Raw genomic sequence first — 26,896 nt, 5'->3', positions numbered from 1 at the left:
TCGGGAGTGAGAGCGATGATATACTTTTTAGCGGGCATGGATGCCTCCTTCACCGCAAAGTATACCCATCCATGTAAGCTAACGAAGTGCGGCACTAGCCCCCGCAAACGGGGAAATGCAGGTACAATGCCCGCATGAAATCGTATCTCCCTCTCTTGATCCTGCCTGCGATTGCGCTGGTTTTCACCCTGACCGAGGCGCAGTCTAAGAGCCAGGAAAAAGCCACTCAGAACATGGCAAAGTCCGCCAATGGACTTCTCTTGTTGCTCACGCCTGAGCAGAAATCCAAGGCGTTATTTGCCTTTGCCGATGCCGAGCGCACCAACTGGCACTTTGTTCCGCGTGATGATCGTAAAGGCGTGCAGCTCAAGGAAATGGATGCGAAGCAGAAAGCCGCCGCAATGGCACTGCTCAAAACGGGGCTCTCGCAGAAGGGCTACACCAAAGCCACGACGATCATGGCGATGGAGAACGTGCTGAAGGCCATCGAGAAGGGCACCGGCCCCGTGCGCGATACAGAGCGCTACTTTGTCTCGTTCTTTGGGACGCCCCCTTTCGCAGCGAGCAAGCCATGGGGCTGGCGCTTTGAAGGGCATCACTTCGCGCTCAATGTCACCCTGGTGGGCGGTAAAGTGGCGGCAAGCCCCAACTTCTACGGCACCAACCCGGCAGAGATTCGTGTGGATGACGGGGGAATGAAGGGCACGCGTGCTCTCAAAGACGAAGAAGAGGCGGCGCGGGCGCTTCTGACGGCGCTCACTCCTGAGCAGAGGAAGATGGCGATCTACGACACGGCAGCTCCCAATGATATTCTCACGGGCGATAAAAAGAAAATCACCGCGCTAGAGGCCAAGGGAATCCCCTACAAAGAACTTACCAAAGAACAAAAAAAGCTACTGGAGAAGCTGATCGCTGTGCACACTGGCAACATGGCATCTGATCTGGCAAGCGCACGCACCGCAAAGCTGAATAAAGCGGATAAGAACAAGATTATCTTTGGCTGGGCCGGTGAGATCGAGGTTGGCAAGCGGCACTACTACCGTATTCAAGGCCCGACGTTCTTAGTGGAGTACGACAACACTCAGAACAATGCGAATCATGTCCACAGTGTCTGGCGGGACTTTGACGGGGACTTTGGCGAGGATCTGCTAGCGGAGCACTACGCCAGTGAGAAGCACGGAAACTAAGATGAAGGCTGTCTTTGTGACGGAGCTAGGCGAGATCGAGGTGCTGTTGGATGCAAAACACGCCCCGATCACGGTGAAGAACTTCCTGCGCTATGTCGCGGCGAAGGCCTACGACGGCGGGACGTTCTACCGCACCGTCACCACGGAGCCGGATAACCAGCCGGATAAGACAATCAAGATCGAGGTGATTCAGGGCGGTGCGCGGGAGGGCTTCAAGGCCTTTCCCCCAATAGCTTTGGAGCGCACCCATAAAACGGGTATCAAGCACAAAGACGGCGTTCTCTCGATGGCACGCGACACTCCAGACTCAGCGACCGAGGCGATTTTCATCTGCGTGGGAGATCAACCGGAGCTGGATTTTGGTGGCAAGCGCAACCCGGATGGGCAAGGCTTTGCAGCATTTGGAAAAGTAGTGCGCGGTATGGACGTGGTCAAGAAGATCCACAAGAGCCACGCTAAAAAACAGAACCTCACCCCCAAAATTGCCATTAAGAAAGTGATAAAGAAGTGATTTTGGAAAAGTGTGTACTGGGTCGCACGGGTTTAGAGGTCTCCGCAATCGGGCTGGGCGGCGCGGGCATTGGTGGGATTTACCAGAACACCGTAGCCGACCGAGACACCGTGGATACCGTCGAGCTGGCGCTGAACAGTGGGATTAATTTTATTGACACGTCGCCGCTCTACGGTGAGAGCGAGCGGCGGCTGGGGATCGCGCTGCGGGGGGTGGACCGCGCGAGCTACTTTCTCTCCACCAAGACGGGGACGCACCCGGACTATAAGCAAGACTACTCCTGGGACGGCACACTGCATACGGTGGAGAACTCACTCAAGCTGCTCGGGGCCGATTATTTCGATATCCTACTGGTGCACGACCCAGAAAAGATCGAGCCGGTCTTTGCCAAGCGCGGGGCGCTCGACGCTCTGGAGTGGCTTCGTGAGCAGGGCGTGGTCAAAAATATCGGGCTGGGACAGCGGCACCATCACTTTCACAAGCAAGCCATAAAGAGCGGGCGATTCGACGTGATCCTCACCTACAACGACTATCATGTCACACGCACTACCGCGCTGACCGAAGGACTTTTAGAGACTGCCGCTGAGCATAACATTGGCGTGCTCAATGGCTCCCCCATGGGCCATGGCCTGCTCACCGGTGTTGATCCACGCACGCTCCACACGCCACACCTGATCGAGCGCGATGCAAGAGCCGCAACAATTTTCTACGACTGGTGCCAGAGTAAGAAGCTCAACCAGAAGGCAGTGGTTTTGCAGAGCTGTCTGCGCCAGCCGCTGATCCACTGCACGCTCACGGGAGCAAAAAACAAAGCGGAGCTACGAGAGAATCTCGATGCGCTTCAGGAACCGATTAGCGATGGTTTTTGGGAGGATCTGAAGGTGCTCAATCTCACTGCGGGACAAGTCTAACCTGCCGCCCTACGGGATCAAGCTCAATTACCGTGAACCGACTGATAAAGTCCATCCCAAGCAGAAGCCCGTGCTCAAAGCCACTTGCCGGGTTGTGCACCGTGTCTAGAAACGATGCGGCAGTGGCCTCAGAGTAGCTTGTGAGTGGCTGACTTGCCTGGGAGAGCAGGTCAAATCCAACCGCCAAGGAGCGTGTCTCGATGCGTTCATGAGACTGGCCAATCCCAATGGATGCTTGAAGCGTACCACGACGGAAGTGAGAAGTTAGTTGTGCGCCTGCCCGGAGCGAGAAAAAGTCCTCGGTCGCTCCCGTATCCAGGATCGCCCAGAGCGGAACCTCCGTCGCATGATCGTGCCGACGGCACCGCACCCCGATCACAGGCTGATCCAGGACGAGATGAAGCGGCAGCTGCAGAGCCCCGCTTTCCTGCACAGAAGGCCGCTCCAGCAATGTGAGCGTGTTTTGACGCAGGTCCAGCCGCTGTATTCGCTCTCCAAAGACGCGCCAGCCCACGAGCCCATCGAAGCCCCCTAGATTTGCGGGAGCAGATTCCACCGGCACGGCACGCAGCTCCAGGGTATCCAAGCGCAGCCGCTCCGCACGGTGAAGCCCTCCCCCGGTTTGCCCCTGGAGTCCCGTCACCACCGTGCTCGCAACAAACAAGGGCCGCAGCCGTGCCACGGCGGCAGAGGTTAGCAAGAAGTGTCGTCCACCTCCCGTATCGTAGAGCAGCCGCATGCGCTGCCCATCCACTTCGGCATCGAAGTAGAGCATTCCCCGAGGGTCACGCTTGAGGCGCAGTGTCTGCACAGGCAAGCGAGCACCGACCGGACGGAAAACCTGCCCGTCGGGAAACGCATTGGTGAAGCGCAGGGCATTTAAGGCACTCTCGCGCAGTGGCTTGCTCCAGAAATCGAAAGGATAGCCACGCGGTTCCAGTCGGGCGAGGGTTGCCGCAGAACGTGCAGCCTCCAGGGAGTCAAGGGGTGCTGAGAGCAGAGCCAGCCAGCCTTCCGCGAGCTCGGGGCGAAGTGCAGTCGCCTGTCGTAGGGAGCCTCCGGCAGCGACAGGGTCAGCGTCCCAGCGAAGTGCAAGAGTCCCCCGTGCGACCAGCGGCCAGTATGCCTGAGGATCGCGCTTCCAGGCCCAATCAGCGCTCTCGCGGGCACGCTGTGGCTGCCCCGCACGCAGGTAAGCCAGGGCGAGAAGCCCTTCCTGCTCAGGAGTAGGAACGGAAACACTCTCCCCCGCCACAATGGCTTCCTGCCAGCGATCCAGCCGTAACAGCGACCTAATCTCGCCCTCATAGAGCCGTCGTGCCTGATAGCCCGCCCGCGCCCGAACAAACTCCCCTTTCTGGAAGAGGACATCGGGAAGAATCGGGGAGAGCGCAGCGGCGGCAATCCAGGACATCTGTGGCATACACCGTTATTTTACCTGCCTTATTTGTAGACTCACCAGCTAGTAAATCTACTAGGCACTATTTTGTACTCATGTTCTTCGCCCACGAGAGACCGCTCGTAGGATGATCAACAAAACAACGGCTCCCACAAAGGCGACGGCGGTGCTGCCGCCCCACCCGCTGTAGCTATGGCCAAGTAAGGTCTTAAATAACCAGCCCCCCAGAAAAGCACCAAGGACACCCACGAGCAGATCGCCGAGAATGCCGCCGGGGCCTTCACCAGGAACAACCATTTTGGCGAGTACACCCGCCACTATCCCCACAATGATCCAAAAAATTAGATAATCCACTCTATTGCCCTCCCCCGGTCGAGCCAGTTTTTTCAGGTGTGCCAGGTGCACCCGTCTGTCCAGGCTGTCCAGGCTGTCCGGGTGAGCCCGGGGCTCCCGGAGCGCCCGGCTTTCCGGGCGCACCCGCGGGGCCGGGTACGACGATGACGCGAGAAGGTGCAGGCGGTCCCGGCACAACGACAGTGGTGTGAGTTGGAGCGGGCGGGTCAGAGGGTTGCACGGTCGTACAACCCGTGATCCCTGTCAGTGCCGTGAGCCCTGTTAGTGCGAGAACTAAAATAGCTAATTGTCGTTTCATAGAGTTGCCTTGCCCTTGGTGAGTAGGTTGAAAATCATCAGGGTATGTTTTCCTTAAGTTTTGAGGTTTAACGTTTGATCACGGTGATCACGGATTTTTCATAATAGGAAGACTGTCAGGAGAAATAATAAGAGTGGCAGGCAATCCATTGTCTTGCCAAAGAAAATTACCACAACCTAAACCGGGATAGACTGTTTGATCTGAGCGATAATAGACAGTATGGCCTTCTTTCCACAAGCTGAGAACAGTATTCTCTAGTGTCAATGTCATGCGATGACTGTCCCACCACTTTCCCGCACCACAGTCGGGAATATTGCAACCTTCTCCCCGTTGTCCGGGTGTATTGGTAGATCCATTGGCGTTAATGATGACATCATCTGCAGATGTCTCCAGATTTGTAAACGCCCCCTCGGATTTTGTTTGGTTGATAATTTGCACCAGTCTGACACTCATCTCTGTTTTCCTCTCGCTCTCTTTTCTAGAGTTTGGTATCGATCAGGCCGGTGATTCCCACACCATAGACACGGGCCAGCTTGGAGCTATTCTTCACATCACGAGTGGAGATGGGAATTAGCCCCTTAATCCGCAGAGATGCACCAAGACGCACGTTACCCTCAAGCTGAGCGACTGCCCGGACACTATCCACAGCGCGTCGTGGCCCCGATACCTGCGCTGCACCCGCATTGATTCCCTGCCCCACAGAAAGAATCGGAACGACTTTGGTCTTATTGCCTGCCTCACCGCTTGGATCGCCTGTCAGCTTATTGATCGCTTTATTGATTTCTCCCCCGAAGCGATCCACAACAAAGACAATCCCTGCACCCTTCAAAACATTTTCGAGCTGTGCTTCTGCCTTCGGAGCAAGTACAATTATCCCCAAAGCGGCTAGACTCATGCCCAAAATCGTTATATTTTTATGCATTATCTTGCTTTCTTACTTTTCTTATTCACATAGCTGTGATTTTGTTTGAAAAGATCAGGGCGAGCTCTCAGCTTTGGCATGACCTGTCGAAGGTGCACTGCCCATTCCTCCGCAAGCGCCCGTGGTGTCGAGCTATGTGCTTTGGCTTCCTGTGCTCCGACGGGGACAATGAGCTCACCATTCGCGACAATTTTGAAACCGTAGTCGCCTAGCGCCTTGACCTGGATATCCGAGGCTTTCAGACGCGGATTATTGAGGATGTTGCGAAGACGGTCATAGACATCATCGGAGCGCTCCTGATCCGTTTTATCGAGGTCACGATCAGCTTTCAGCACGAAAAGTGTCTCGCCGCCTAAGCCCACGACCCTCTCGGCATGTGCAGTTCCTACTAAAAGTAAGAGCAATCCGGCTACTAATAAGTTTTTTTGTTTCATTTTAATTTCTTTTAATTCTCTTTAACGTTCTTATTTTTTATAAATTGTTATCTGTTGTGATAGCGAACATAATAAAGACGCTTTTGTCCACGCATGACCCAGTAGCCAATTTTTTTACCCTGACTATAACGATAATTTCGCGATGTTTTCTGTGATTTTCGCTGGTCTTCGTATTTCTTTGCAGCATAGGCTGCACCTGCTCCTAGGGCGAGCCCCGTCTTTGTATCTCCTTTGAGCGTTTTATGGATTGCAAGAGCGCCTAGGCCTATCCCAAGGCTCCGCATGTCATTTTTATCTTTTTGACTTTTTGTCTGTGCAAAACTCACACCTGTTGTTGCTAACATCAGGCTGGCAATGGCTAAAGCGAGTGTGGGAATTTTTTTCATCTTCTTAAATCCTTTTTTTCAGTATTTCGTAAGTCTTCAATGGAAGTCATATGCCGGATAAGGAACCAGGTTCCCCTTTTTTACCTATGAGATTGGGATAAGATGCAAACACAAATGAAATACTATAGCTGGCGTATGGGAATCGTTTTCAGCCTTTTTCTCGCACTGCTAATCGGGGATGCTTATTTGGCCAACCGCTCGACGCAAGGTTTGACTGAGGCGCAGGAGCTGATTGCTCATAGCTGGGAAGTGCGTGTCAAGCTGCGCGACACGCAGATTCAGTTTGAGAAATCGATCTCCGCTGGCCGGGGCTATGTGCTGCTGGACGATGTCTCTAATATCCAGACTATGGAAGTTGCTCAGAAGGCGATGAAAGCCGACATTGATAACCTCAGTACGCTGGTGAGAGATAATGCGCTGCAACTGGGAAACATCAAAAAGCTGCGCGTGATCGTCGAGGACGAGGTGCGCGTTGTGGCGGAGGCCGTGCGTCGTAAACAGAAGCTGGGCGAGCTCTGGAAGGCGGATAAGTCGCGGGCTTTCACGATGCGGGCTCTCTCCTCGAAAAACTACACCACAGCGCTTCTTTCCTGCCTCAGTGATATGGAGCGAGAAGAGAGTCGCCTCTCGCTGATACGCCACACCGAGGCGAAATCCTTTGAGCGCCAGACCCGCCTCACGATCTTCGGAGCGGCGGGCATCGCCTGTGCCGCCTTAGTGGCGACCTTTATTCTCGCCTATCTCATGCTACGCGAGAGGTTCCGGGGCGAGTCAGTGATGCGCCTGGCGAACACGGAGCTTGAGGTGCGCGTCGGGGACCGGACGGAGAGCCTTCAGCAGGCCAACGAGCACCTTCAGATGGCCAACAACGAGCTGGAGGCGTTCTCCTACACCGTCTCTCATGACCTGCGGGCTCCCCTGCGCCACATGGTTGGCTTCGCCGATCTGCTGGAGCAGAAGTCTGCGGGGCGCCTAGACGAATCGGGGCAGCGGTATCTCAATCTGATTAAAGAGGCGGGGCTGCGCGCGGGGCGACTCATTGATGATCTGCTGACGTTCTCGCGCATGAGCCGCGCCGAGCTGCGCCATAGCCTGATCCCGATGCAAGAAATTGTGGATCGGATCTGTGAGGAGATCAACGGCGAATATCCCGCGCACAAAATCCGCTGGGAGGTCATGCCGCTGCCCAATATCTGGGGAGACCCGGTGCTTGCCAATCAGGTCTGGCGAAACTTACTAGACAATGCAGTAAAGTACTCCAGTAAACAAGAGATTTCCCGTATTGATGTCGGCTACCGCAAGACCGTAGCCGAGCTGGAGTTTTACGTCCGAGATAACGGGGTTGGCTTTGACATGTCGCATGCTGAGAAGCTTTTTGGTGTCTTTCAGCGCCTGCACGAGACTGAGGATTTTGAGGGAACGGGAATCGGGCTGGTGACAGTGCGCCGGATTATCGTTCGGCACGGAGGCCGCACTTGGGCGCAAAGTGAGCCTGGCCACGGTGCGACATTCTATTTTTCTCTTCCGTTGTCGTGTCTGGAAAACCCCCAATGAAACCAATTTTACTCGTCGAAGACAACCCCAATGACATCGAGCTCGCTCTGGGAGCACTCGCGGCGGAGACCTATGCCGAGGATATTATCGTCGCCAAAGACGGTCAGTACGCGCTTGACTTCCTCTACAGGTCCGGCCCACATACGGCTCGCGAACCGGGAAACCCGATCTTAATTATGCTAGACCTCAAGCTGCCCCGTGTGGACGGCCTGGAAGTGCTGCGGCGCGTGAAAGCCGATCCCGTGCTCAAGCACATTCCCGTGGTGATGTTCACGGGCTCCGGCGAGGAGTCCGATCTGCACACCAGCTACGGACTTGGGGTGAATGCCTACGTGGTCAAGCCCGTTGATTTTAGCGATTACGCCACGGCCCTGAAAATGATCGGTAGGTTCTGGACACAGGTCAATCAAGCTCCACCTATTTTGCTTTTAACATAAGGAATGGGAATCATTTGAAAAAAGTTCTATTTGTAGAAGACAATCCCAATGATCTTGAACTGGCTCTAGAAACATTCTCAGGAGAGATCTATATAGATACGATTATCGTCGCTAAAGATGGTCAAAGCGCACTAGATTACCTCTATATCTCTGGATCATATCAAAACCGTGACCCAGGTAACCCAGTTTTGATCATACTTGATATCAAATTACCTAAAATTGATGGATTGGAAGTACTTAAACGTGTAAAATCGGATCCTATACTCAAAAATATCCCTATCATTATGTTCACAGGATCAGCAGAAGACTCGGATCTAAAAACGAGTTACGCACTTGGAGCGAATGCCTACGTGGTCAAACCGATTAATTTTGCCAAATATGCGCAAGCACTACAGTCAATCAGCAATTTCTGGACAAAGATCAACGAGCCGCCGCACGACTCTGAGCTTGACGTATGATGACCTACCAATTATTGCATTTAGAAGACAATCCCAATGATGCGGAGCTTGTTCGGGCTTGCCTTGATGCCTCAGCCATTCAGTGCAATGTCGTGTTAGCCATGAATCAAAGAGACTACTTGCAGGCAATTAACGAGAAGCCACCCGATCTTGTCATCTCCGATTTCCGTCTGCGAGGCTTCGATGGTATCCAAGCGTTTCAACTCTTGCAGGAGCGCAATCCGAACGTCCCGTTTATATTACTATCGGGTGCGCTCGGGGAGAGCCGTGCCGTCGAGTGTCTCAGGATCGGGATGACGGACTTCATCCTCAAGCACCACCTGGAGCGCCTTGCGCCTCTTGTCGAGCGTGCCCTGCGGGAAGTCCAGGAGCGCCGGGAGCGGATCACGGCCCAGGCAGCCCTGGTGGAGCGTCACCAGGAAATTGAGGATCTGAACAAGAGGCTCCAGGGGGCTATCTGGGAGAGCCAGCATCGCATCAAGAATAACCTACAGATACTCAACGGCCTCGTGGATGCTATGCGTGCCGACAAGGTTCCGGGCTCGCCTCAGTCATTGGAGCGCCTCGCGAGCCATATCCGTGGCCTGGCAACACTGCACGATGTGTTTACCTATCAGACAAACACACCAGGAGCCTCTCTGGATCGTCTCTCTGCACGTCTGGCCTTGGAGCGTCTGATTCCCGCGATGGCAAGCATCCTCGCACCACGCACACTGACCTTGGATGCGGAGGATGTCGAGCTGACGGTCAAGCAGGTCACTTCCCTCTCTCTCGTCGTCAATGAACTCGTCTCCAATGCAATCAAGCATGGTGAGGGGGCGATCGCCATTTCGCTGAAGCAAGACAACGTGTCCCTGGTTCTAGATGTCTGTAACGACGGCCTCGGCTTCCCTCCGAGCTTCGACCTACAAAAATCGGCCAATACTGGACTGGAACTTATCGAGAGTATTGGCACTTTCGATCTCGGGGGCACTCTTAGCTATGAGAACACGGCGACGGGTGCGCGGGTGCGCCTGCGTTTCCCCTGTGCACTCTAAAGGCTTTCGCTTTGCCTGCGTGCCAGGCCACACTACGCGACGGCCAGGTCGCCCATTTTTCGTAGCATAGACTCACGCGCCCGGAAGAGTCTGGATTTAATCGTGCCCATCGCGATTCCCGTCTCCTGCGAGATTTCCTCAAAGGAGCGCTGCTGCTCGTAGTACAGTTCGCACAGGACACGTTGGTGGGTGGGGAGAGAACTCAGTGCCTTCTTCAAGCGCTCACTCCGCTCCGCTTTTTCTGTCCGATCCACGAGAATTGTCGCTGGGTTCTCACTCTCATCGCCGCGCAGGACACTATCTCCGCACGATTCCAGGACGACATCCAGCGATGTTTGAAGCGGCTGGCGGCTCTTGCGACGCCAGGCTTGGTAGACTTCGTTAATGGCGACGCGCTTGATCCAGGCGGGAAGTGTCTGGATATTCTTACAGGAGTTGATGACTTTAAAAACATGTAGGTAGATCTCCGTGTCCAGATCCTCGGCATCCTGGCGATTTGAGGACATCCGGCTAACCGTTGCATGGATCACCGAGCGGTAGCGCCCTACCAGTGCGTGGCGGGCATCTAAATCGCCCGTCTGGCTACGGTTCAGGAGCTCCTGTACCGAGGAGCGCTCCAGGGATTGAGTGGAAGAAGTCAAAGGGCGGCGCGAGGCCAGAGGAGCCGAAAATGTCAGAGTTGCTTGCATCTTTTTTCTCCGTGGCACAAACAAAAAAGTCAGAACTGCTTCGCCGAGATAAAAAATATCTCAAAGCGAGGCAATCCTGACCTCAATGTTTGCTTGACAGTCATGGCCAAGCAAAATTTTAAAGAAGCGGCTAACTTTGACCAGGCTTATCTGATCTCAGTGCACACGGCTCTATTATCACCAGTTTTTTCTTTTCTGTCAAGAGTAATTTGACTGCTTTTAGAAAAATTTCGAATTTTAAATTTCATAATGAGGACAGAAGATCATCCGCACGAATAATTTCCAGAGCAACTTGCTTTAGCTTCTGAGATTTATCCCGTGCTGTCTTTTGAAGCTTTTGAAATGCCTCCGCTTCGGAGAGCTGTAAGCGCTGGATTAAAATCCCTTTGGCCCGCTCTACTAGCTTTCGTGTCTCCAGAGTGTCTCGCAAGTCAATATTGTCCCGAAGTGCTTCCTCCATCACTTGGAAGCGTGCCAATGCCGTTCGCACGGCAGGAGCAATTTGCTCGGCTACGATTGGTTTAACCAAATAGGCACAGGCACCTGCCTCTATTGCCTCCTGGACAATCGCTTCAGCGCTATAGGCTGTCAGCATGATTATGGGCACCTGACGTTCTGCCGTGATCAGCCGAGCTGCCTCGATTCCACTCATGCGTGGCATGTTGATGTCCATCATTATAAAATCGGGCTTTAGCTCGCGAGCAGCCACCACTGCCTGTTCCCCATCGGATACCGCCGCCGCCACCTCATAGCCAGCGGCAGTCAGCGCTCGCCGCAGTAGAAGAATTGTTATCCCTTCATCTTCTACGAGAAGGGTTCTCAGTTTCGTACTCTCTTGCACTTTTGCACGCGCTCTTTCTGAATTCCTTGATCTCTAGAAGAGAGGAAATCTCATCTGTTATACCAAACAAAAAAGGAGCAAGACCCAGAGGTCGTTGCTACATTCCCCTCTGGCCGTCGGCGACGGTTACACAGAGACGCCTTGTATGACCCTTACCTATTGCCAAAATATTGCCAAAATCCGTCCTGGTTCCAAAAATAATTCGAGGGAACCACAATCGTTTTAGCTGCATATGAGATGGCAGAATGAGAAACCAAATAGCATCTTATGTTTTAGTGGGAGTAGCGCTTTCCCATTGCCTACTGGCTCACGCACAACTACCGCCTTCCTTTCAGCAAACACTGGCAATTGGTGGTACCGAGCTGATCACGATCCGTGGACAGACTGAAGCAGATGTTAGAGTGCGTGCAGATATTATTTATGCTCGCCTGGCATGGGTTCTTGCGGATTCAACGCTCTCAAGACGTGATATCTGGGTTAAAATGACATCTTCAGAACCTGCTATATATGTTAAAAACCGTCTATTAATCACTGTTATGCCACAGGATTCTACCTATAATGGGACTACACCGAATAAACAAGCACAAATTTGGAAGGATCGTTTTGCTGAGACGTTGCCTATGCTAAGATCAGCAGATCCTCCCTCTAAAACGTAGCAAGACTGCGTATTCTCTGGGAATATAAGGAAAATCATGAAAGAAACAATACAAGATAAGATTGCGGACGCCATTGATCATGCCGCAGGGGCAGGCACGACAGACAAGATCGAAGGCAAGACGAATGAGCTTGTTGGTAAGGCACAGCAGAAGCTTGGGGCTGCAATAGACAGTCCAGAACTTCAGGCACGTGGCATTATCAACCAGACCGATGGTAAGATCCAGCAAGCAGCGGGTGAGACAAAGGAAGAGGTGGAGTCTTTAACCGAGCGCACCAAAGAGCTTCTCCACGATGTCGCGGAGGCGGTTCGGGAGAAAGCTCATTATGCGGCAGATACAGTCCGTGAGAAGACCCACCACACTGTCGTCAAGATCAAGGAGGCGATGAATGACGAGTCCTGAACAAGTTCTCGAACCGAGTGATTGCCAACCCGTGACCGTATCAATCAGCGAGGAGGAGCTAACGATGGCTCCCCGAAAGCGTCTGATGCGAGAACATCTGGACGGTATTCAGCATGGCATTGATGATAACCCCGAAAATGATGCCGTCAAGGGCAGTGTAATAGGGGCAGCGGGGGGAGCCGCAGTCGGAGCTGCCGCCGGTGCTGCCCTTGGCCCTCCGGGAATGGCGGTTGGCGCTCTGGTCGGGCTGGCCGTTGGAGCCATAGCCAGTGGCCTGGCAGTGGCTGTCGTGGATACGGTTGACAACGATGATAACATCACAGGCGTTGGGGCAGAGGTTCATATTGACCCTGAGCAACTTCCTTCTGAGGAGATCAACGCCATTATCCGTGAGCAACAACAGTATCTCTAAGCATTATTGCTCTCTCCTGCACCTTCCCTCGAGGAATCCTTAGAGGGAAGGTGCCTTTTTGTGAGTTCTTTAAAAAACTTATTTTCCTATCGTAGTAATATTAAGGAACCTGAGTGCTGCAATATGCATAATGAAAACTATGTTTGCTTTGACCTTGTAGAGATACAGATCAATATGCAGGTCAGAAAAGAGATTTAAAATGAAAATAAACACAATTATCACGATAGTATTAACGTTGGGGATGACAGCCTCCATCACTCATGCACAGGATGTTATCCTGCCGGCGGAAAAGCCTTTTAGGATTGCCATTGGTACTTATAATCCTATGGCAACCTCTACGAAACAGATTATGGGAGCGACACTGCCTATGATCAGCTTGTCCTACGATGCAGGTAAGTCAACTTCAGAGAAACCGATGATCTATGGGGTGTACTTTGACTTTGCCCAAAATCGGCATAGCGGCACGAATAACTCCGTCACCGCCTTCGGTGTCTCAGCCCGCTACCTGAGCCGAGCTCCTCTTACCAACGGGCGCTATTTTATGGGGGGGGGAGTGGGTTCCTACGATGTCAAGATTGGCAGGGCTAACAGCAAAGTGGGGGGGAAGCTCTTTGGGGGTTACGAACTCAATAATGGTTACTATGGTGAAGTTACGTACCATCTCATTAACAAAGTCAATGGTAATGACCCTAGTGCTGTCGCCTTGGCTGTGGGCCGCCGTTTCTAAGAAGTGTCTCCTAGGGCTTTGCTTATGGCAATGTCACGGAGCCGAGTGTCACAGGTCGCGTCGCGCCTGTGACACTTGGTAAGTTCGCTGGATTTCCGAGAAGTGTCTCATTGGCGAGCACACAAAATGCCAGCGCCTCTTTCGCGTCGTCGTTCATTCCCACGTCCGTATGAGTCAGCACCGGTATGGGGTCGAGTTTGCTGCGCAAAAACTGCATCAGTGCGGGGTTACGCGCTCCACCGCCCCCGACAATCACCTCATCAGGCATTTGTGGTAAATAGCGTGCGTAGGCATCCTGAATCGAGAGAACGGTAAACCAAGTCAAGGTCGTGACTAAGTTATGTTTTCCCCATATGACCCGATCATGCCGTGACATAGCCCGGGTAAGAATCTCCTGGAAAAATGTCTCCCCAAAGTCTTCACGCCCGGCGGATTTAGGGGGCTTCCATGCTAGAAACGAGTGCTCTAAAAGCCACTCCAGCATGTTGTAGTCCGGCTCGTCAGTGGAGAGAGCGAGCTTGCCGTCGAGGTCACAGCGCAGACGTCCTCGACTGGTCCACTGTGCGGCGCGGTCAATGAGCATGTTGCCCGGCCCCGTGTCAAAGCCAAGCACTTGCTCCGATTCAGCATCCGGTGGGAGATAAGTGACGTTACCGATCCCGCCGATGTTCTGAATAGCGCGCGCTTTTGTGGGATGCGTGAGCAAGCACCAGTCGGCGTAGGGCACAAGCGGTGCCCCCTGGCCCCCGACCGCCACATCCGCACTCCGAAAGTCCGAGACAACGGGGCAGTTCAGGCGCTGTGCGAGGGTTGGCGAATTTCCTATTTGGAGCGTGGCACGTGTACCGGGCATGTGCGAAATTGTTTGGCCGTGGCTGGCGATGGCGTCTACGGTTCCCGCCCCCAGCGCCTCGACCGCTTCGGCAAATAGCTCGGCAAGTGCGACGGACACTCTTGAAACTTCCTCGGCGTTGCCTGCGCCGTGACTCAGTGAGAGCACACGCTGCCGCAACTCGTCCGGGATCGGGTGCTCGATAGATTTCAGAAGCTCTGCTCTCGTCGTGCGCCCACTGCCGGAGACTCGAACGAGCGCGGCGTCTACGCCATCTACACTGGTTCCACTCATCAGGCCCACCAGCAGGCGCTCGTGTTTGTTGGCGTAGTCCGTAAAAAACGCAGCGGGGCTCATGGAATCAATTCTAGCAGGTGTTTGACAAATCCCGCGAACCCAAAACGCTCCTGGGCAGTACGGGCCGCGTTTTCCCCGAGCCGCTCCCGCTCTTGCGTATCTCCCCAGAGCCGAGACAGTGCGTCACGAAGAGCGACTTCATCGTGCGGGGGCACCAGCACGGTAGTCTGATTCTCTTCAATGTAGTCGGCGACACCCGGAATGCGGCTCACAATGCAGGCTTTCTTGGCAGCCATGGCGCGCAGGAGTACGGTCTGCCCCGACGAAAACCCGGTGGGATGGAGTGGGATCAGATGCAGGGTTGCCGATGCGATCAGTGCGTTGGTAGTGGCGTGATCCGTATTAAAGCGCACCGTCACATTGGGCGGCGGCGTGATTCCTCCAAACGGTGTGTCATCGGCAGCAACCACGGTCACCGGAATCGTCAGCCCCTCGACGGCGCGAAAGAGCGTCGCATAGTCACGGTTCGACTGGCCCAGTGCCAGAGCAAAGCCACCATCGGTTGGCTCAGGCACATCGCGAGGCGCAGCCCACGGTGTCGGCAAAAAGACAAAACGCTCCGCCGGGAGCTTCAGGAGTACCGCGTATTCGTCACGCTCTGCCGACGAGAAACAGACAATCTTGACGGCATCGGCGAGCAGCGGGCGGATCAGAGGGAGCGCCTTGAGAACCCCGCCCTTTAAGATCGGCCCGACCACGACAACGGGCGTTTTGGTGCGCTGGAGCCGCCGCAGTAGCAAGGTCGCGAGGGCGCAACGCAGCTCCCAGGTGAAGATCGTGTCGTAGGAAGCCAGCTTGTAGCCGCGCCCCGTCAAACAGAAAAACTCCGCCAGGTACGGGGGAAGCTTGCTGGCACGCGGCGACTGATCGGCGTTCGGCTCCGGGGAGGCAAAGAGCAGCTCTCCGGTGTGCTCAGGTGGCAAGTGCTCAAAGAGCCAGCTCCCCAGATCGCGCCAGGGTATCGCAAAAGCAAGACGCATACCTTACTATTGTGGCGCTTGCAGCCGAATTTCTTCGATCACGCAATCTTCGTGGCTGATGGGAGTCGGGGCATCGGTGCGGATAATGCTGATCTTGCCATCGAGCTCTAAAACCGCAAAACGTACTTCGGAGACCGATGCGATCCCCTGCTCGCGAAAGGCAGTGAGTAGATCGTTGATGGCAACACTCTCTTTGCGCATCGCTTTCTCGATCACCAGTCCATTGTGCACCAAGAGCGTCGGGGAGCCTTCGAGCAGCTTTCGGAGCCGGGGGGAACGGGCCGTGATTTTATTGAGAGCCCACGAGAGAGTCAATAGCACCGCCACGCCCGCAAACGAGCCACCAATCGAGTTGTCCTCACCAATCATCGCGTTCTGCACGACATTGGAGATAAGAAGCAAGATCAGAAAATCAAAAAGAGTTGCCTGTCCCAGCTCGCGCTTGCCCGAGAAGCGAAACGCAACCAGAAGGAATCCATAGACCACCAGCGGTCTAAACAGTTTCTCCCCCCAGGAGATGTGCGGGAGGAGCATGGGGCCAATGTCCCACGCCTGCGGTAAAAGAGTACCCATACGGTGATTATACTTTTATCCACCCCGAAAAGACCGCCCACTGAAATCAGCGGTCTTTTAGTTATCTAGCAGTTCGGACTCTTTGGTCTTGGTCATCGCTTCAAGCTCGGCGACGTACTTATCAAGAAACTTCTGGACATCTTTTTCGGCGCGCTTGGCCTCATCCTCAGTCACTTCGTCGTCTTTTTTAAGGTGCTCGTTGGCATCACGGCGGATGTTACGCAGCGCGACACGACCCGCTTCGGCCTTTCCGGCGAGCTGCTTGACAAATTCCTTGCGACGCTCGGTGGTAAGCGCGGGGATGTTTAAGCGAATCCGGACACCGTCGCTGTTGGGATTCAGGCCCAGCGAGCTATTGGTGATGGCTTTTTCGATCAGCGGCATTGCAGCCTTATCCCAGGGCTCGATCAGGAGCACACGCGGCTCGGGCGAGCTAATATTAGCCAAGTCTCGGACATTCATTGGCGTGCCGTAGTAGTCTATCTTCAGGCCATCCAGCATTGCCGGGTTGGCGCGCCCTGTTCTCAGAGTGGCGTAGTCCGCAGCAGTGGACTCCAACGTCTTGCCCATACGAACTTCGGTGTCTTTTAAGATGGTAGAAACACTCACGATTGACTCCTCTCGACCAGCGTCCCGATTGGCTCTCCGAGCACCGCACGCTGAATATTACCGGCAACATTCATATCGAAGACAATGATCGGCAAGTTATGTTCCATACAGTGCGTAAATGCCGTCAGATCCATCACGCGCAGCTTTTTATCCAGTGCTTCCTCAAACGTCAGGCTCTTGTAGGGCTTGGCATCGGTGTGTGTGCGGGGATCTTTGTCGTAGACTGCATCGGTGCCATTTTTAGCCATGAGCACCACCTCAGCCTCAATCTCAACGGCACGCAGCGCGGATGCCGTATCGGTGGTGAAGTACGGATTGCCTGTCCCCCCCGCGAGAATGACCACCCGGCCTTTCTCTAAGTGCCGGATTGCACGGCGGCGAATGAACGGCTCCGCGACCTGGGGAATCGGAATTGCGGTCTGAACGCGGGTGTCCACGGAGCACTTCTCCAGGGCATCTTGCAGGGCCATGGCATTGATCACCGTGGCGAGCATCCCCATGTAGTCGGCCTGGGCCCTGTCCATCCCCTGCTTCTCCCCCACGGAGCCCCGCAGGATATTCCCGCCTCCCACCACAATGGCGATCTGGGTACCACCGGCCTGGATCTCAGCCAGCTCCAAGGCGATTTTTCGAATCGTCTCCGGCTCGATACCATAGCCCTGATCACCGGCGAAGGCTTCGCCAGAGAGCTTGAGCAGAACTCGATTGTAGTGAGGGCGGGATTCCATCGGTTACGCTTACCCTTCGGCCTTCTTGACGTTCTCCCCGACCTGGAAACAGGCGAAGCGAACGATGGAGGCACCGGCGGTCTCTTTCACAAGCTGACCGACCGTCTTCTTATCATCGCGGATGTAGGGCTGGTTGAGCAAAACGATCTCGCCAAGAAACTTATTGAGACGGCCCTGAACAGCGCCCTCGATCACCTGTGCGGGCTTGCCCGCCATCTTCGGATCGGCCTGGGTCTGCTCGGTGAGGATCGCCTTCTCTTTCGCGACGGTCACAGCATCCACATCCGTCGCCATCAGGAAACGGGGCTTGGAGAAGCTGATATGCATCGCCACTTCACGTCCCAGCTCGGCAACGTCTGCGCCCGAGAGCTCGATCAGCACGCCGATCTTGCCACCGTCGGTAGAGGGTCCCCCCGGATTGTGCACATAGCTCACCAGGGTGTTGCCCGGCGCAGCATTGAAGCGCGTGAGGCGTCCAAAGACAATCTTCTCGCCGATGGTGCGCACCGTCTCGTCGAAAAAGCCCTTCAGACCGGGATCGCCCAGAACATCGTCGGGGGTGCTCCCCTTGCCCACTGCGCTCTTCTCAGCCAGTAGTCGGGCGAGTGCCTTAAAATCATCGTTGCGTGCAACAAAATCGGTCTCGGAGTTCAGCTCGACCAGAGCACCGTCGGTGCCACCGTCGCTGATGTACGCCATGACCAGACCTTCGCCAGCCACACGATCGCCCTTGTCCTTGACGCCCTTTTTGCGTAGCAGCTCGACAGCCGCCTCAAGGTCGCCATCGGTCTCGCTCAGCGCCCTCTTACACTCCATCATTCCAAGGCCGGTGCGCTCGCGGAGCTGCGCCACCATGCCCGCTGTAATTGCAGCCATTTTCTTTCGTGGTTCCTTTCGGTTGAACAGAGCAAAGGGTAGGGTTTGTGCCCTACCCTCGCGGAAAACTCTATCGCCCAGGAGGGGGTAGATTGTTAAAGACTACTCCGCGTCGGCCTTTACAGCCTCAGCGACTTCAGTGACAGGCACTTCAGTGCTCACTTCAGGCACTTCAGTGCTCACCTCAGCAACGTCGGTGCTCACTTCAGCAACTTCGGTGCTCACTTCTGTCACTTCTGCGACTTCTGTCACTTCTGCGACTTCTGTCACTTCAGCCTTTGTTTCACTCGCCAGAGCATCGGCAAAAAGATCATCCGCATCGGCGATAACGGGCTTACCTTCGTTGTCGTAGTCGAAGCCAGCCCCCTTCTCGTCTTCTGCGAGCTGCCGGACACGGTCTGCCGTTGCGGCATCCACTCCAAAGGCGGCGGCCAGATCCCCCGTGGGAACCTCGTCCCACTCCTCTTGCTTCACTTCCACAATCGCCTCGGCGATCTTATTGGTAATGAGCTTGATGGCGCGAATGGCATCGTCGTTGCCGGGAATGATGTAGTCCACATCGTCCGGGTCGCAGTTCGTATCCACAATCGCAACAATCGGGATACCGAGCGCCTTGGCTTCCTGAACCGCGATATGCTCTTTTTTCAGGTCCACAATAAAGAGGCAAGAAGGAATGCGGGGCATGTCCTTGATACCGCCTAAGTAGCGCTCAAGCTTCTCGTACTCTTCCGTCAGCAGTGCGGCCTCTTTCTTCGTGAGGCGCAGGAGCGTGCCGTCGTCGGTCATCTCCTTAAGCTGGCGCAGACGTGCAATTCGCTTCTGAATCGTGGTGAAGTTGGTGAGCATCCCACCCAGCCAGCGCTGATTCACGAAGTATTGGCGGGAGCGCACAGCCGCTTCCTGCACAGCATCGGAGGCTTGCTTCTTGGTGCCGACGAACAGAATGGTTCCGCCATCGGAGACAATGTCCTGGATAAACTTCTGGGCATCATCAAAGAGCTTCAGGCTCTGGTGCAGGTCAATGATATAGATCCCGTTGCGGCTACCGTAGATGTAGCGCTTCATCTTGGGGTTCCAGCGACGGGTCTGGTGACCGAAGTGGACGCCTGCTTCGAGCAGGTCTTTCATGGCAATAGTGGCCATAGGTTCTCTAGTTCCTTCTCGGTTTCCCCTCCTCTGATCCGCCCTTTTGGGACCGAGATTTGACCAGAGTGTGGCGTTAAAAAGGCGCGACTACTGCCGCGCCAGACACTTACGAAACCTTCGCAGTCTATCACGTGAAAAGACAGCTAGCAATAACCATGTCAGGTTCTGGCACTATAGAAAGCCTTTCTTAGCCATTGCTGGTAAAATACCCAGCAGATGGCTACGACTCAGACCACACCGCGTGGCTCGAACACACCGCGCAAACCCAGGCCGCCGCGAAATACCGCGCCACGCCGGACGCGGACGAACACACGCTTCGCCTACGACACCTGGGGAATCGCGCTCTGCGCCCTAGGACTGATCTTGCTCGCAACTCTGTTGGGAGCGGGAACTAACTCCGGAGATAACTTTCTGGGGCGCACGGTTGTCCACGGGTTTTACTTACTCTCGGGGATCGGAGCCTGGGTCTTTCCCTTTGTCCTACTGGCGCTGGGAGGAATGCTCGCCATTGGCAAGAGCCGCTCGATAGATAACATGGGCGCACTTGCGGCGCTCTACTTGATCTTTATCGCCTGGTGGCACCTGGGGCATGTCGGGGGGATGAAGCTTGCCTATCACTTCGTGACCGACAACCTGGTCAACGGCGGCGGCTACATCGGCGGAGGAGTCTCGTGGCTCTTGCGCATGCTGGTGGGCATGTTCGGGGCGCACGTGATCCTACTCGCGCTCACCGGAATCGGGATTCTCTATCTGGTGGATGTGCCGCTGCCCTCTCTGCTAGGGCCGATTGAGCGCTTTATCGCCGAGTGGACAGGCAGGGGCAAAGACGCGGCCACGGCGCAGGCCAAAGAAGCCGTGGACAAGGCCCGGAAGAAAGATCTCCCCGTGGAGCGCAAGCCTCTGGTGAAGCCGCCGCCCAGTGTCTTCAAGCGCACCACGCCGGAGCTGCTCGACGATGACCTCGATGTAGACGAAGCCACTCGGGAAGCGCCCGCAAAAGGCCCACAACCAACGCTCTTCTCTTTTCGTAAGGAGAAAGCCCCCCAGCCCCTGTCCGACGGGGGAATTGTGGACGACGACGAGCAAACCGCACCCGTTGTCCCCCCCCTCGCCGTCCCCTCCATCGCCGGGCGTCCCTCGCCGACAGCTTCCAAAACCAAGTTCGCTTTCGTTCTGCCCAGCACCGGCCTGATGGCCCCCTCGCCGCCCGCCCCCGCCAATGTGGCCGATGGAGAGAGCGAGGAGCGCCGTCAGATTATCTTGCAGACACTCGAAGACTTTGGGATTGGAGCCGATGTCGCCGATGTGGCGTATGGCCCGACCATCACCCGCTACGAGATCGCGCTGGAGCGAGGCATTAAAGTCAGTAAGATCGTCTCCCTTGCGGATAATATTGCCATGGCACTGGCTGCCATTGATGTGCGCGTCGAAGCGCCCATTCCGGGCAAGAGCGCTATCGGGCTTGAGGTGCCCAATGCGAAGCCGCGCGCCGTGAGCATCCGAGAGTGTCTCGAATCCCCCGAGTTTCTCAACGCACCGGGTAAGCTCACGTTTGTGCTGGGCCGCGATGTGACGGGCGCAGTTAAAGTGGCCGATCTGGCAAAGATGCCTCACTTGCTGATCGCAGGCTCCACCGGCTCCGGGAAATCCGTCGGCCTCAACGCCCTGATCACGTCGCTGCTGTACCGCAACTCCCCACGCGAGCTGAAGCTGCTGATGATAGACCCCAAAAAAGTGGAGCTCTCGCTCTACGAGGGCATTCCACACCTCGCCTCACCGGTCATCACCAATGTCAAGCAGGCACCGTCGCTGTTTAAGCAAGCCCTACGCGAGATGGAGACTCGCTACGATAAATTTGCGAAGCTTGGGACGCGCAATATCGAGGGTTTCAATGCAAAAGTTGAAGAGGTAGAGCGCATTCCCTACTGGGTGATTATCGTGGATGAGCTGGCGGATCTGATGATGACCAGCGGCCCCGAAATTGAGACGAGCATCTGCCGCATCGCCCAGCTTGCCCGCGCCACCGGGATCCACCTGGTAATCGCGACGCAGCGGCCCTCGGTCAATGTGATCACGGGCACGATCAAGGCCAATATCTCCAGCCGTATCGCCTTCGCCATGAACTCCGCCGTGGACTCCCGAACGATCCTGGACCAGACGGGTGCGGACAGGCTCATTGGGCGTGGTGACATGCTCTTCATGCCCATTGATGCAGGCAAGCCCTACCGTATCCAGGGCTGCTATGTCAGTGAGCACGACACGGAAGCCCTCGTGAACTACCTCAAGGCCCAAGGCACGCCCAGCTTCGATGTGCTGCCCTCCACCCTCTCTCTAGCCACCGGCGATGATGACTCGGGCGATGGCGAGAACGACGATGATCTCTTTGAGAGCGCCGTCCGCTTAGTGGTGAGCGGCGGGAGTGCCAGTACGTCCATGCTCCAGCGCCGGTTTAAGATCGGCTACACCCGCGCGGCTCGATTGGTGGACTTGATGGAGCAACGCGGCATTGTCGGCGCACTCGATGGGGCCAAGCCCCGAGAAATCCAAATCTCCCGCGATGACCTCGACTCGATGTTCGGCAAGACCGGCGTCTTTGAAACTTGAGAAAATCCATGACCACACTGACGACACCCAAAATCCACTACCCTGATAGCGACGGTAAACCGAGTGTTTTTTGCGGAGCGTGGTGATGTCTTTATAGCAGGGGATTTGCTCTGGTACCCCATTCAAGGTCAGCCCAAAATCCGTCAAGCACCCGATGTTTTCGTTGCTTTCGGACGACCAAAAGGTGACCGTGGTAGCTACAAGCAGTGGGAAGAAGACAGTATCGCACCACAAGTCGTTTTTGAGATTCTCTCACCCGGAAATACGCTGGTTGAGATGATTAATAAACACGCCTTCTACCAGCATCACAGTGTGCAGGAATATTACCTCCACGACCCGGATCGCAACGAAATCTTTGGCTGGCTACGAGAAAACGACAACCTACGACAGATTGAGCAGATGGACGGCTTCGTCAGCCCACTCCTCCTCGCTGCCAAGCTCCGCGAGCTTGGCATTGACCCGGATTCTGTGTAATGCGGTGGCGAAACCCCCTTACCCAGCGAATTAATCGCCTTTGACGGCGTGCTTGATGCGCTCCCAGAGGCCCTTGCCACTTTCATGGTGATCCGGTGTCTGGCCAGGAACCTCGCCGCGTAGCTCGGCAAAGCTACGTAAGGCCTTCTTCTGATCGTCGGAGAGCTTTGTGGGAACCTGGACGGCGATCACCACCGTGAGATCCCCTTTCTGACTGCGCTGACGAATATTAGGCATTCCGTGCCCACGTAGCTTAAAACGTGTCCCGTTCTGCGTGCCCTCGGGGATGTTCAGCGTCACGACTTCGCCCGCCAGCGTAGTGACGGAGATCGTATCGCCCAGTGTTGCCTGCACAAAAGTGAGGGGCTGGGAAATATACAGGTCAATTCCGTCGCGCTCGAAGTGCTCATGCTCTCTTACCGAGAAGAAGACATAGAGATCGCCGGGAGGGCCATTGAGGGTGCCCGCCTCGCCCTCGCCACGGACCGGCATCTGCATGCCATCGTCCACGCCCGAAGGGACCGGCACTTTGAGTTCGCGGGTCTTACGAACTTTCCCCCGCCCCGCACAGCCGCCACACGGGCTCTTGACCACCTGCCCGCGTCCGGAACACCGCGGACAGGTCACACTGGTCTGAACGGTGCCAAGAATTGTCTGCTGCACCTGGCGCGTCGTGCCGACACCTCCACACTGCACACAAGTATCAGGCTTGGTGCCCGGAGCCGCACCATTGCCACCACAGATATCACAGTTCTCCGTCCGTGGGATCGTGATGGTTTTCTCACTGCCCTTGAGCGCCTCTTCCAGGGTAATTTCAATGTCGTAGCGCAGGTCATCACCGCGCTGTGGGCCCGGCCTTCGCCCCCCGCCACCGCCCCCAAAAAAGACATTGAGGATATCATCAAGCCCCCCGCCGCTCCCGCCACCGAAGCCATCGAAACCGCCAAAGCCACCACCGGGGCCACCGCCCGAGCTCGCTGCATGACCGAAGCGGTCGTAGGCCCCCCGTTTCTGGGCATCGGAGAGAACCTCATAGGCCTCTGCCACTTCCTTGAACTTTTCCTCGGCGCTCCCATCCCCCTGGTTCACATCGGGGTGCCATTTTCGGGCAAGCTGGCGGTAGGCTTTCTTAATTTCATCAACATTGGCACTGCGCTCTACACTCAGCACCTCATAGTAGTCACGCTTGCTCTCAGTCGGCATCGGTATCGGTATCTCCTGTCGGGGAACTTATTTCTATTTGAATGGGCAGAACGGGAACTATCGGCTCCGTATCTGTTACGTTATCGGTCACGTTAAGCGCCCCCGCGAGGGCATACATCGCATCGTTGAGAAGCTGCGTGCGCACCATCAGTGCCTGCGCATCTTCCCCAAGCAATACCACTTGCAGAGCATCTATTGCATGCAGGGCAGACTCCCACAGAGGTCTTGCGTTCACAGGAACGGCTTCGGCATTCGGGAGCTGCTTTTGGGCATGGTAGAGAGTCGTGTCGGCCAGGTTACGAGCCTCTTCCAGCACACGCCGCAGCTGATCACTCTTGGCATAGGCAGCGGCCTCAGTGACCATCTGCTCCACTTCCTCGGAGGAGAGCCCCGATGCCGCCGTCACGACGATCTGCTGCACGCAACCTGTCGTCTGGTCTTTTGCCGAGGCATGAAGGATTCCATTGGCATCAATATCGAAGAGTACCTTGATCTTGGGAACGCCACGGGGAGCGGGCCGAATGCCGGTCAGCAAAAACTTACCCAGGCTTTTATTGTCCGCCGCCATCTCGCGCTCTCCTTGAAGCACATGGATCTCGACGGCACTCTGGCCCTCGGATGCGGTGGTAAAGGTCTCGGTCTGGCTGGTAGGAAGCGTCGTATTTCGCACAATCAGGCGGGTCATTACTCCCCCGAGAGTCTCGATCCCGAGCGAGAGCGGTGTGACATCCAGCAGCATCAGGCGCGTGAGCTCTCCCGCCAGCATCCCGGCCTGAATCGCGGCTCCGGCGGCCACGGCTTCATCGGGGTTAATGCCCTTAAAAGGATCGCGATGAAAGATCTCGCGTACCATGTCTTGAATGGCGGGCATCCGGGTGGCACCACCGACCAAGACGATCTTATCGAGCTGGTTTGGAGCAAGGCAAGCGTCATTGAGCGCCTGGTAGGTGGGATCGCGCATCCGGTCGCGGAGCGCCTCCGTCAGTTGCTCAAACTGGGTACGGTAGAGAGTCTGCTCCAGGTTAAGCGGCTCATTGCCCTTCTGAGCAATAAAGGGCAGGCTGATGGTCGTGTTGAGCATTGCCGAGAGCTCAACCTTGGCTTTCTCTACCGCTTCCTTCAGACGCTGGTGGGCAACCCGATCCAGGCGCAGGTCTATTCCGTGCTTTTGCTGGAACCCATCGGCCAACCACGTCAGAATTGCTTCGTCCCAGTCGTCGCCCCCTAGCCGGGTATCTCCGCAGGTAGCCTTAACATTGAAAACTCCCTCGGCGATCTCTAGAATCGAAACATCAAAGGTGCCCCCTCCCAGATCCCAAACTAAAATAGTCTGTGGCTCGTCCTGATCCAGGCCATAGGCCAGGGCGGCGGCGGTGGGTTCATTGACAATGCGCAGCACCTCGAGCCCAGCGATCTGCCCGGCGTCCTTGGTAGCCTGGCGCTGCCCGTCATTGAAGTAGGCAGGAACCGTTATCACAGCACGGTCAATGGGCTCGCCTAAGTAGGCTTCCGCATCTTGTTTGAGCTTCAGCAGCACCATGGCACTGATTTCCGGGACGGAGTAAGCCCGATCTTCCACGTAGACCCGGTGATCTGAGCCCATGTAGCGCTTCATGGAAGCAAAGGTATTGCCCGGATTTGTGACTGCCTGGCGCTTCGCGATCTGTCCCACCAAGCGCTCTCCCTCGCGGGTGAAGCCGACCACCGACGGACAGAGACGGGAGCCTTCCGCGAGGGTTATCACGGCTGGCTTACCCGCCTCCAGAATCGCCACCACAGAGTTCGTGGTGCCAAGGTCAATCCCGACAATACGGCCCATCGTTGTGTGTACCGTTACTCTCCGAGCCTAGATGTCCGTCCCTTCGGAGTCGTCATCGGGCATGATCAGCGGGTCTTCCTCTTCGGGCTCTTCATCTACCAGCATGTCGCTGCCCTCTTCGTCATCACCAAACTGTGAGTCATCGAGCTCGGCTCCCAAGGCGGCGGCGGCACGTGCCAGCTCATCGTCGGGCAGCGCCAGCGGATCCATATCCACCTCGATATCGCGTGCGCCCACAACCGCTTCCTGATCCGCGATCGCCTCACGGCCCGCCAGGGACTGCTCGTCGAACTTGAACTGTACCTTCCCCTCGGCAATCTCTTCCAGGGCAATAGTGAGTGGATTGGTGGAGTCGGTGGGCAGGCGCGGACGGCTCCCCTCTTTGATCTGCTTGGCGCGCTTGGCGGCAAGAATCACCAGAGCGTACTTACTTTCAACCTGCTTATCAATCTTGTCGGGGGAGGGGTAGATCATGTTGTTGCTTACTTTCTGCGTGTGCCTGTTCGAGCTCCAAGATCACTTTGACACCAGCGATATTGACTTGGCGCTCTTCCGTCAGGTGGCGCACATGCGCCAGGGTACGAATATCTGCATCCGAGTAAAGCCGTCTGTTTGAGTCTGTGCGGCAGGGAACAACAATTCCCTCCTGATCGAGCACGCGCAAGACCCAGCAAGGTAGACTTGCCAGCCTCGCGGCGACACTGATCACATAGACCGGCTCATTTTCAGTATGCGGCATGGGTTTAGAAAAACGCGGACACAAAAACCGCAACACACATTGTAGGTCTTTCCCCCCAAAATAGCAAGACTATCCCTAAGAAAGTCCATTTTTTTTCACAAGTTTGCAACCCTTTGAAGTCCGGGCCATACTAAACTGTCAGACAATAAAAAGGAACATCGGAGTAACTTATCCCCCCGCTAAAGCGGGGAGCTTTGACAGTAGCGATACCGGCGCGGAGATACAGAGGCTCTCCGGTATCGCTCCGTCCATAGGGCAAGTTACATTGCCCCGTGCCTTGAACGCAATATTCAGAGCTGCATTGCAGTCTGCATTGAGTTCCAGGCCACAGCTTAGACACT

General features: G+C 55.6%; 32 protein-coding genes and 1 pseudogene. 13 read left to right on the top strand and 20 right to left on the bottom strand.

Features of this window, described 5'->3' with window-relative positions; genetic code table 11:
- Positions 1-134: 134 nt before the first annotated feature.
- Genes ACH2ED_RS06910 through ACH2ED_RS06900 form a run of 3 tightly spaced genes read left to right on the top strand, consistent with a single transcriptional unit; the run spans position 135 to position 2,609 of the window.
- On the top strand, positions 135-1,187 hold the full coding sequence (locus tag ACH2ED_RS06910) for a DUF3500 domain-containing protein (RefSeq protein ID WP_395089651.1): 1,053 nt from the start codon (positions 135-137) through the stop codon (positions 1,185-1,187).
- A complete protein-coding gene (locus ACH2ED_RS06905) occupies positions 1,168-1,698 on the top strand; it encodes a peptidylprolyl isomerase (protein WP_395089649.1) in 531 nt (176 codons plus the stop codon). Before ACH2ED_RS06910 ends, ACH2ED_RS06905 begins: the two co-directional genes overlap by 20 nt.
- Before the next feature lie 2 nt (positions 1,699-1,700).
- Entirely contained in the window at positions 1,701-2,609 is a 909-nt protein-coding gene (locus ACH2ED_RS06900) for an aldo/keto reductase (RefSeq protein WP_395089648.1), read from the top strand.
- Here ACH2ED_RS06900 and ACH2ED_RS06895 read toward each other — a convergent pair.
- The 7 genes from ACH2ED_RS06895 to ACH2ED_RS06865 all read right to left on the bottom strand — a co-directional run bounded on the left by ACH2ED_RS06895 (position 2,590) and on the right by ACH2ED_RS06865 (position 6,402).
- Positions 2,590-4,032, bottom strand: a complete 1,443-nt coding sequence (locus tag ACH2ED_RS06895) for an aspartyl protease family protein (protein ID WP_395089646.1) — start codon at positions 4,030-4,032, stop codon at positions 2,590-2,592. The genes ACH2ED_RS06900 and ACH2ED_RS06895 overlap by 20 nt on opposite strands.
- Positions 4,033-4,101: 69 nt before the next feature.
- Complete coding sequence (locus ACH2ED_RS06890) at positions 4,102-4,305, bottom strand: GlsB/YeaQ/YmgE family stress response membrane protein (RefSeq protein WP_395089644.1); 204 nt, start codon at positions 4,303-4,305, stop codon at positions 4,102-4,104.
- 58 nt (positions 4,306-4,363) lie between these two features.
- Positions 4,364-4,660: a collagen-like protein gene (locus ACH2ED_RS06885; protein ID WP_395089643.1), complete on the bottom strand. Its 297-nt coding sequence runs from the start codon at positions 4,658-4,660 to the stop codon at positions 4,364-4,366.
- Positions 4,661-4,747: 87 nt separating this feature from the next.
- Positions 4,748-5,113: a hypothetical protein gene (locus tag ACH2ED_RS06880; protein WP_395089640.1), complete on the bottom strand. Its 366-nt coding sequence runs from the start codon at positions 5,111-5,113 to the stop codon at positions 4,748-4,750.
- 25 nt (positions 5,114-5,138) lie between these two features.
- Positions 5,139-5,555, bottom strand: coding sequence for a hypothetical protein (locus tag ACH2ED_RS06875; RefSeq protein ID WP_395089638.1), 417 nt, complete (start codon positions 5,553-5,555; stop codon positions 5,139-5,141).
- 26 nt (positions 5,556-5,581) lie between these two features.
- Complete coding sequence (locus ACH2ED_RS06870; RefSeq protein ID WP_395089637.1) at positions 5,582-6,016, bottom strand: hypothetical protein; 435 nt, start codon at positions 6,014-6,016, stop codon at positions 5,582-5,584.
- 47 nt (positions 6,017-6,063) lie between these two features.
- Positions 6,064-6,402: a hypothetical protein gene (locus tag ACH2ED_RS06865; RefSeq protein ID WP_395089635.1), complete on the bottom strand. Its 339-nt coding sequence runs from the start codon at positions 6,400-6,402 to the stop codon at positions 6,064-6,066.
- Positions 6,403-6,516: 114 nt separating this feature from the next.
- Here ACH2ED_RS06865 and ACH2ED_RS06860 point away from each other — a divergent pair, with 114 nt between their 5' ends.
- Genes ACH2ED_RS06860 through ACH2ED_RS06845 form a run of 4 tightly spaced genes read left to right on the top strand, consistent with a single transcriptional unit; the run spans position 6,517 to position 9,888 of the window.
- A complete protein-coding gene (locus tag ACH2ED_RS06860) occupies positions 6,517-7,956 on the top strand; it encodes an ATP-binding protein (RefSeq protein ID WP_395089633.1) in 1,440 nt (479 codons plus the stop codon).
- Positions 7,953-8,393 (top strand): response regulator, encoded by a 441-nt coding sequence (locus ACH2ED_RS06855; RefSeq protein WP_395089631.1) that lies wholly within the window; start codon positions 7,953-7,955, stop codon positions 8,391-8,393. The genes ACH2ED_RS06860 and ACH2ED_RS06855 overlap by 4 nt, the downstream gene beginning before the upstream one ends.
- Before the next feature lie 14 nt (positions 8,394-8,407).
- A complete protein-coding gene (locus tag ACH2ED_RS06850; RefSeq protein WP_395089630.1) occupies positions 8,408-8,851 on the top strand; it encodes a response regulator in 444 nt (147 codons plus the stop codon).
- Complete coding sequence (locus tag ACH2ED_RS06845) at positions 8,848-9,888, top strand: response regulator (protein ID WP_395089628.1); 1,041 nt, start codon at positions 8,848-8,850, stop codon at positions 9,886-9,888. Before ACH2ED_RS06850 ends, ACH2ED_RS06845 begins: the two co-directional genes overlap by 4 nt.
- A 32-nt stretch (positions 9,889-9,920) precedes the next feature.
- Here the strand turns inward: ACH2ED_RS06845 and ACH2ED_RS06840 are convergent, their stop codons facing one another.
- Both ACH2ED_RS06840 and ACH2ED_RS06835 read right to left on the bottom strand, forming a co-directional pair.
- Positions 9,921-10,577: an RNA polymerase sigma factor gene (locus ACH2ED_RS06840; protein WP_395089626.1), complete on the bottom strand. Its 657-nt coding sequence runs from the start codon at positions 10,575-10,577 to the stop codon at positions 9,921-9,923.
- Between the two features lie 244 nt (positions 10,578-10,821).
- Complete coding sequence (locus ACH2ED_RS06835; protein ID WP_395089624.1) at positions 10,822-11,418, bottom strand: ANTAR domain-containing response regulator; 597 nt, start codon at positions 11,416-11,418, stop codon at positions 10,822-10,824.
- Between the two features lie 245 nt (positions 11,419-11,663).
- On the opposite strand from ACH2ED_RS06835, the gene ACH2ED_RS06830 reads away from it, so the two are divergent.
- The 4 genes from ACH2ED_RS06830 (at position 11,664) to ACH2ED_RS06815 (ending at position 13,615) form a co-directional block, all read left to right on the top strand.
- The gene (locus ACH2ED_RS06830) at positions 11,664-12,074 is read left to right on the top strand and encodes a hypothetical protein (RefSeq protein WP_395089621.1); all 411 of its coding nucleotides are present in this window, start codon (positions 11,664-11,666) and stop codon (positions 12,072-12,074) included.
- A 36-nt stretch (positions 12,075-12,110) separates the two neighbouring features.
- Positions 12,111-12,476 (top strand): CsbD family protein, encoded by a 366-nt coding sequence (locus tag ACH2ED_RS06825; protein ID WP_395089619.1) that lies wholly within the window; start codon positions 12,111-12,113, stop codon positions 12,474-12,476.
- Between the two features lie 64 nt (positions 12,477-12,540).
- Positions 12,541-12,888, top strand: coding sequence for a hypothetical protein (locus tag ACH2ED_RS06820; protein ID WP_395089618.1), 348 nt, complete (start codon positions 12,541-12,543; stop codon positions 12,886-12,888).
- 325 nt (positions 12,889-13,213) lie between these two features.
- A complete protein-coding gene (locus ACH2ED_RS06815) occupies positions 13,214-13,615 on the top strand; it encodes a hypothetical protein (RefSeq protein ID WP_395089617.1) in 402 nt (133 codons plus the stop codon).
- 22 nt (positions 13,616-13,637) lie between these two features.
- Here ACH2ED_RS06815 and ACH2ED_RS06810 read toward each other — a convergent pair whose 3' ends face one another.
- The 7 genes and pseudogenes from ACH2ED_RS06810 to rpsB all read right to left on the bottom strand — a co-directional run.
- Positions 13,638-14,804, bottom strand: a complete 1,167-nt coding sequence (locus ACH2ED_RS06810) for an anhydro-N-acetylmuramic acid kinase (protein WP_395089615.1) — start codon at positions 14,802-14,804, stop codon at positions 13,638-13,640.
- Entirely contained in the window at positions 14,801-15,784 is a 984-nt protein-coding gene (locus ACH2ED_RS06805) for a glycosyltransferase family 4 protein (protein ID WP_395089614.1), read from the bottom strand. The genes ACH2ED_RS06810 and ACH2ED_RS06805 overlap by 4 nt, the downstream gene beginning before the upstream one ends.
- 6 nt (positions 15,785-15,790) lie before the next feature.
- Positions 15,791-16,357, bottom strand: a complete 567-nt coding sequence (locus tag ACH2ED_RS06800; protein ID WP_395089611.1) for a DUF421 domain-containing protein — start codon at positions 16,355-16,357, stop codon at positions 15,791-15,793.
- A 57-nt stretch (positions 16,358-16,414) separates the two neighbouring features.
- Positions 16,415-16,927: a ribosome recycling factor gene (frr, locus tag ACH2ED_RS06795; RefSeq protein WP_395089653.1), complete on the bottom strand. Its 513-nt coding sequence runs from the start codon at positions 16,925-16,927 to the stop codon at positions 16,415-16,417.
- Between the two features lie 35 nt (positions 16,928-16,962).
- Entirely contained in the window at positions 16,963-17,694 is a 732-nt protein-coding gene (pyrH, locus tag ACH2ED_RS06790; protein ID WP_395089609.1) for a UMP kinase, read from the bottom strand.
- Between the two features lie 9 nt (positions 17,695-17,703).
- On the bottom strand, positions 17,704-18,570 hold the full coding sequence (gene tsf, locus ACH2ED_RS06785) for a translation elongation factor Ts (protein WP_395089606.1): 867 nt from the start codon (positions 18,568-18,570) through the stop codon (positions 17,704-17,706).
- 444 nt (positions 18,571-19,014) lie between these two features.
- Positions 19,015-19,713: pseudogene (gene rpsB / locus ACH2ED_RS06780) on the bottom strand (30S ribosomal protein S2); the annotation flags it as partial.
- A 219-nt stretch (positions 19,714-19,932) separates the two neighbouring features.
- On the opposite strand from rpsB, the gene ACH2ED_RS06775 reads away from it, so the two are divergent.
- The gene (locus ACH2ED_RS06775) at positions 19,933-22,320 is read left to right on the top strand and encodes a DNA translocase FtsK (protein ID WP_395089605.1); all 2,388 of its coding nucleotides are present in this window, start codon (positions 19,933-19,935) and stop codon (positions 22,318-22,320) included.
- A 63-nt stretch (positions 22,321-22,383) separates the two neighbouring features.
- A complete protein-coding gene (locus tag ACH2ED_RS06770) occupies positions 22,384-22,794 on the top strand; it encodes a Uma2 family endonuclease (RefSeq protein ID WP_395089603.1) in 411 nt (136 codons plus the stop codon).
- 30 nt (positions 22,795-22,824) lie between these two features.
- Here ACH2ED_RS06770 and dnaJ read toward each other — a convergent pair whose 3' ends face one another.
- The 4 genes from dnaJ to ACH2ED_RS06750 are packed head-to-tail and all read right to left on the bottom strand — an operon-like array spanning position 22,825 to position 26,555.
- Positions 22,825-23,997, bottom strand: coding sequence for a molecular chaperone DnaJ (gene dnaJ / locus ACH2ED_RS06765; protein WP_395089601.1), 1,173 nt, complete (start codon positions 23,995-23,997; stop codon positions 22,825-22,827).
- On the bottom strand, positions 23,987-25,816 hold the full coding sequence (gene dnaK, locus ACH2ED_RS06760; protein ID WP_395089599.1) for a molecular chaperone DnaK: 1,830 nt from the start codon (positions 25,814-25,816) through the stop codon (positions 23,987-23,989). The genes dnaJ and dnaK overlap by 11 nt, the downstream gene beginning before the upstream one ends.
- A 27-nt stretch (positions 25,817-25,843) precedes the next feature.
- Complete coding sequence (gene rpoZ / locus ACH2ED_RS06755; protein ID WP_309690732.1) at positions 25,844-26,290, bottom strand: DNA-directed RNA polymerase subunit omega; 447 nt, start codon at positions 26,288-26,290, stop codon at positions 25,844-25,846.
- The gene (locus tag ACH2ED_RS06750) at positions 26,262-26,555 is read right to left on the bottom strand and encodes a MerR family transcriptional regulator (protein WP_309690734.1); all 294 of its coding nucleotides are present in this window, start codon (positions 26,553-26,555) and stop codon (positions 26,262-26,264) included. Before ACH2ED_RS06750 ends, rpoZ begins: the two co-directional genes overlap by 29 nt.
- Positions 26,556-26,896 lie beyond the last annotated feature (341 nt).

Origin of the sequence: Armatimonas sp. (assembly GCF_043757465.1) — a bacterium.
Lineage (GTDB): Bacteria > Armatimonadota > Armatimonadia > Armatimonadales > Armatimonadaceae > Armatimonas.
This window is presented reverse-complemented; position numbering and strand designations above follow the sequence as displayed.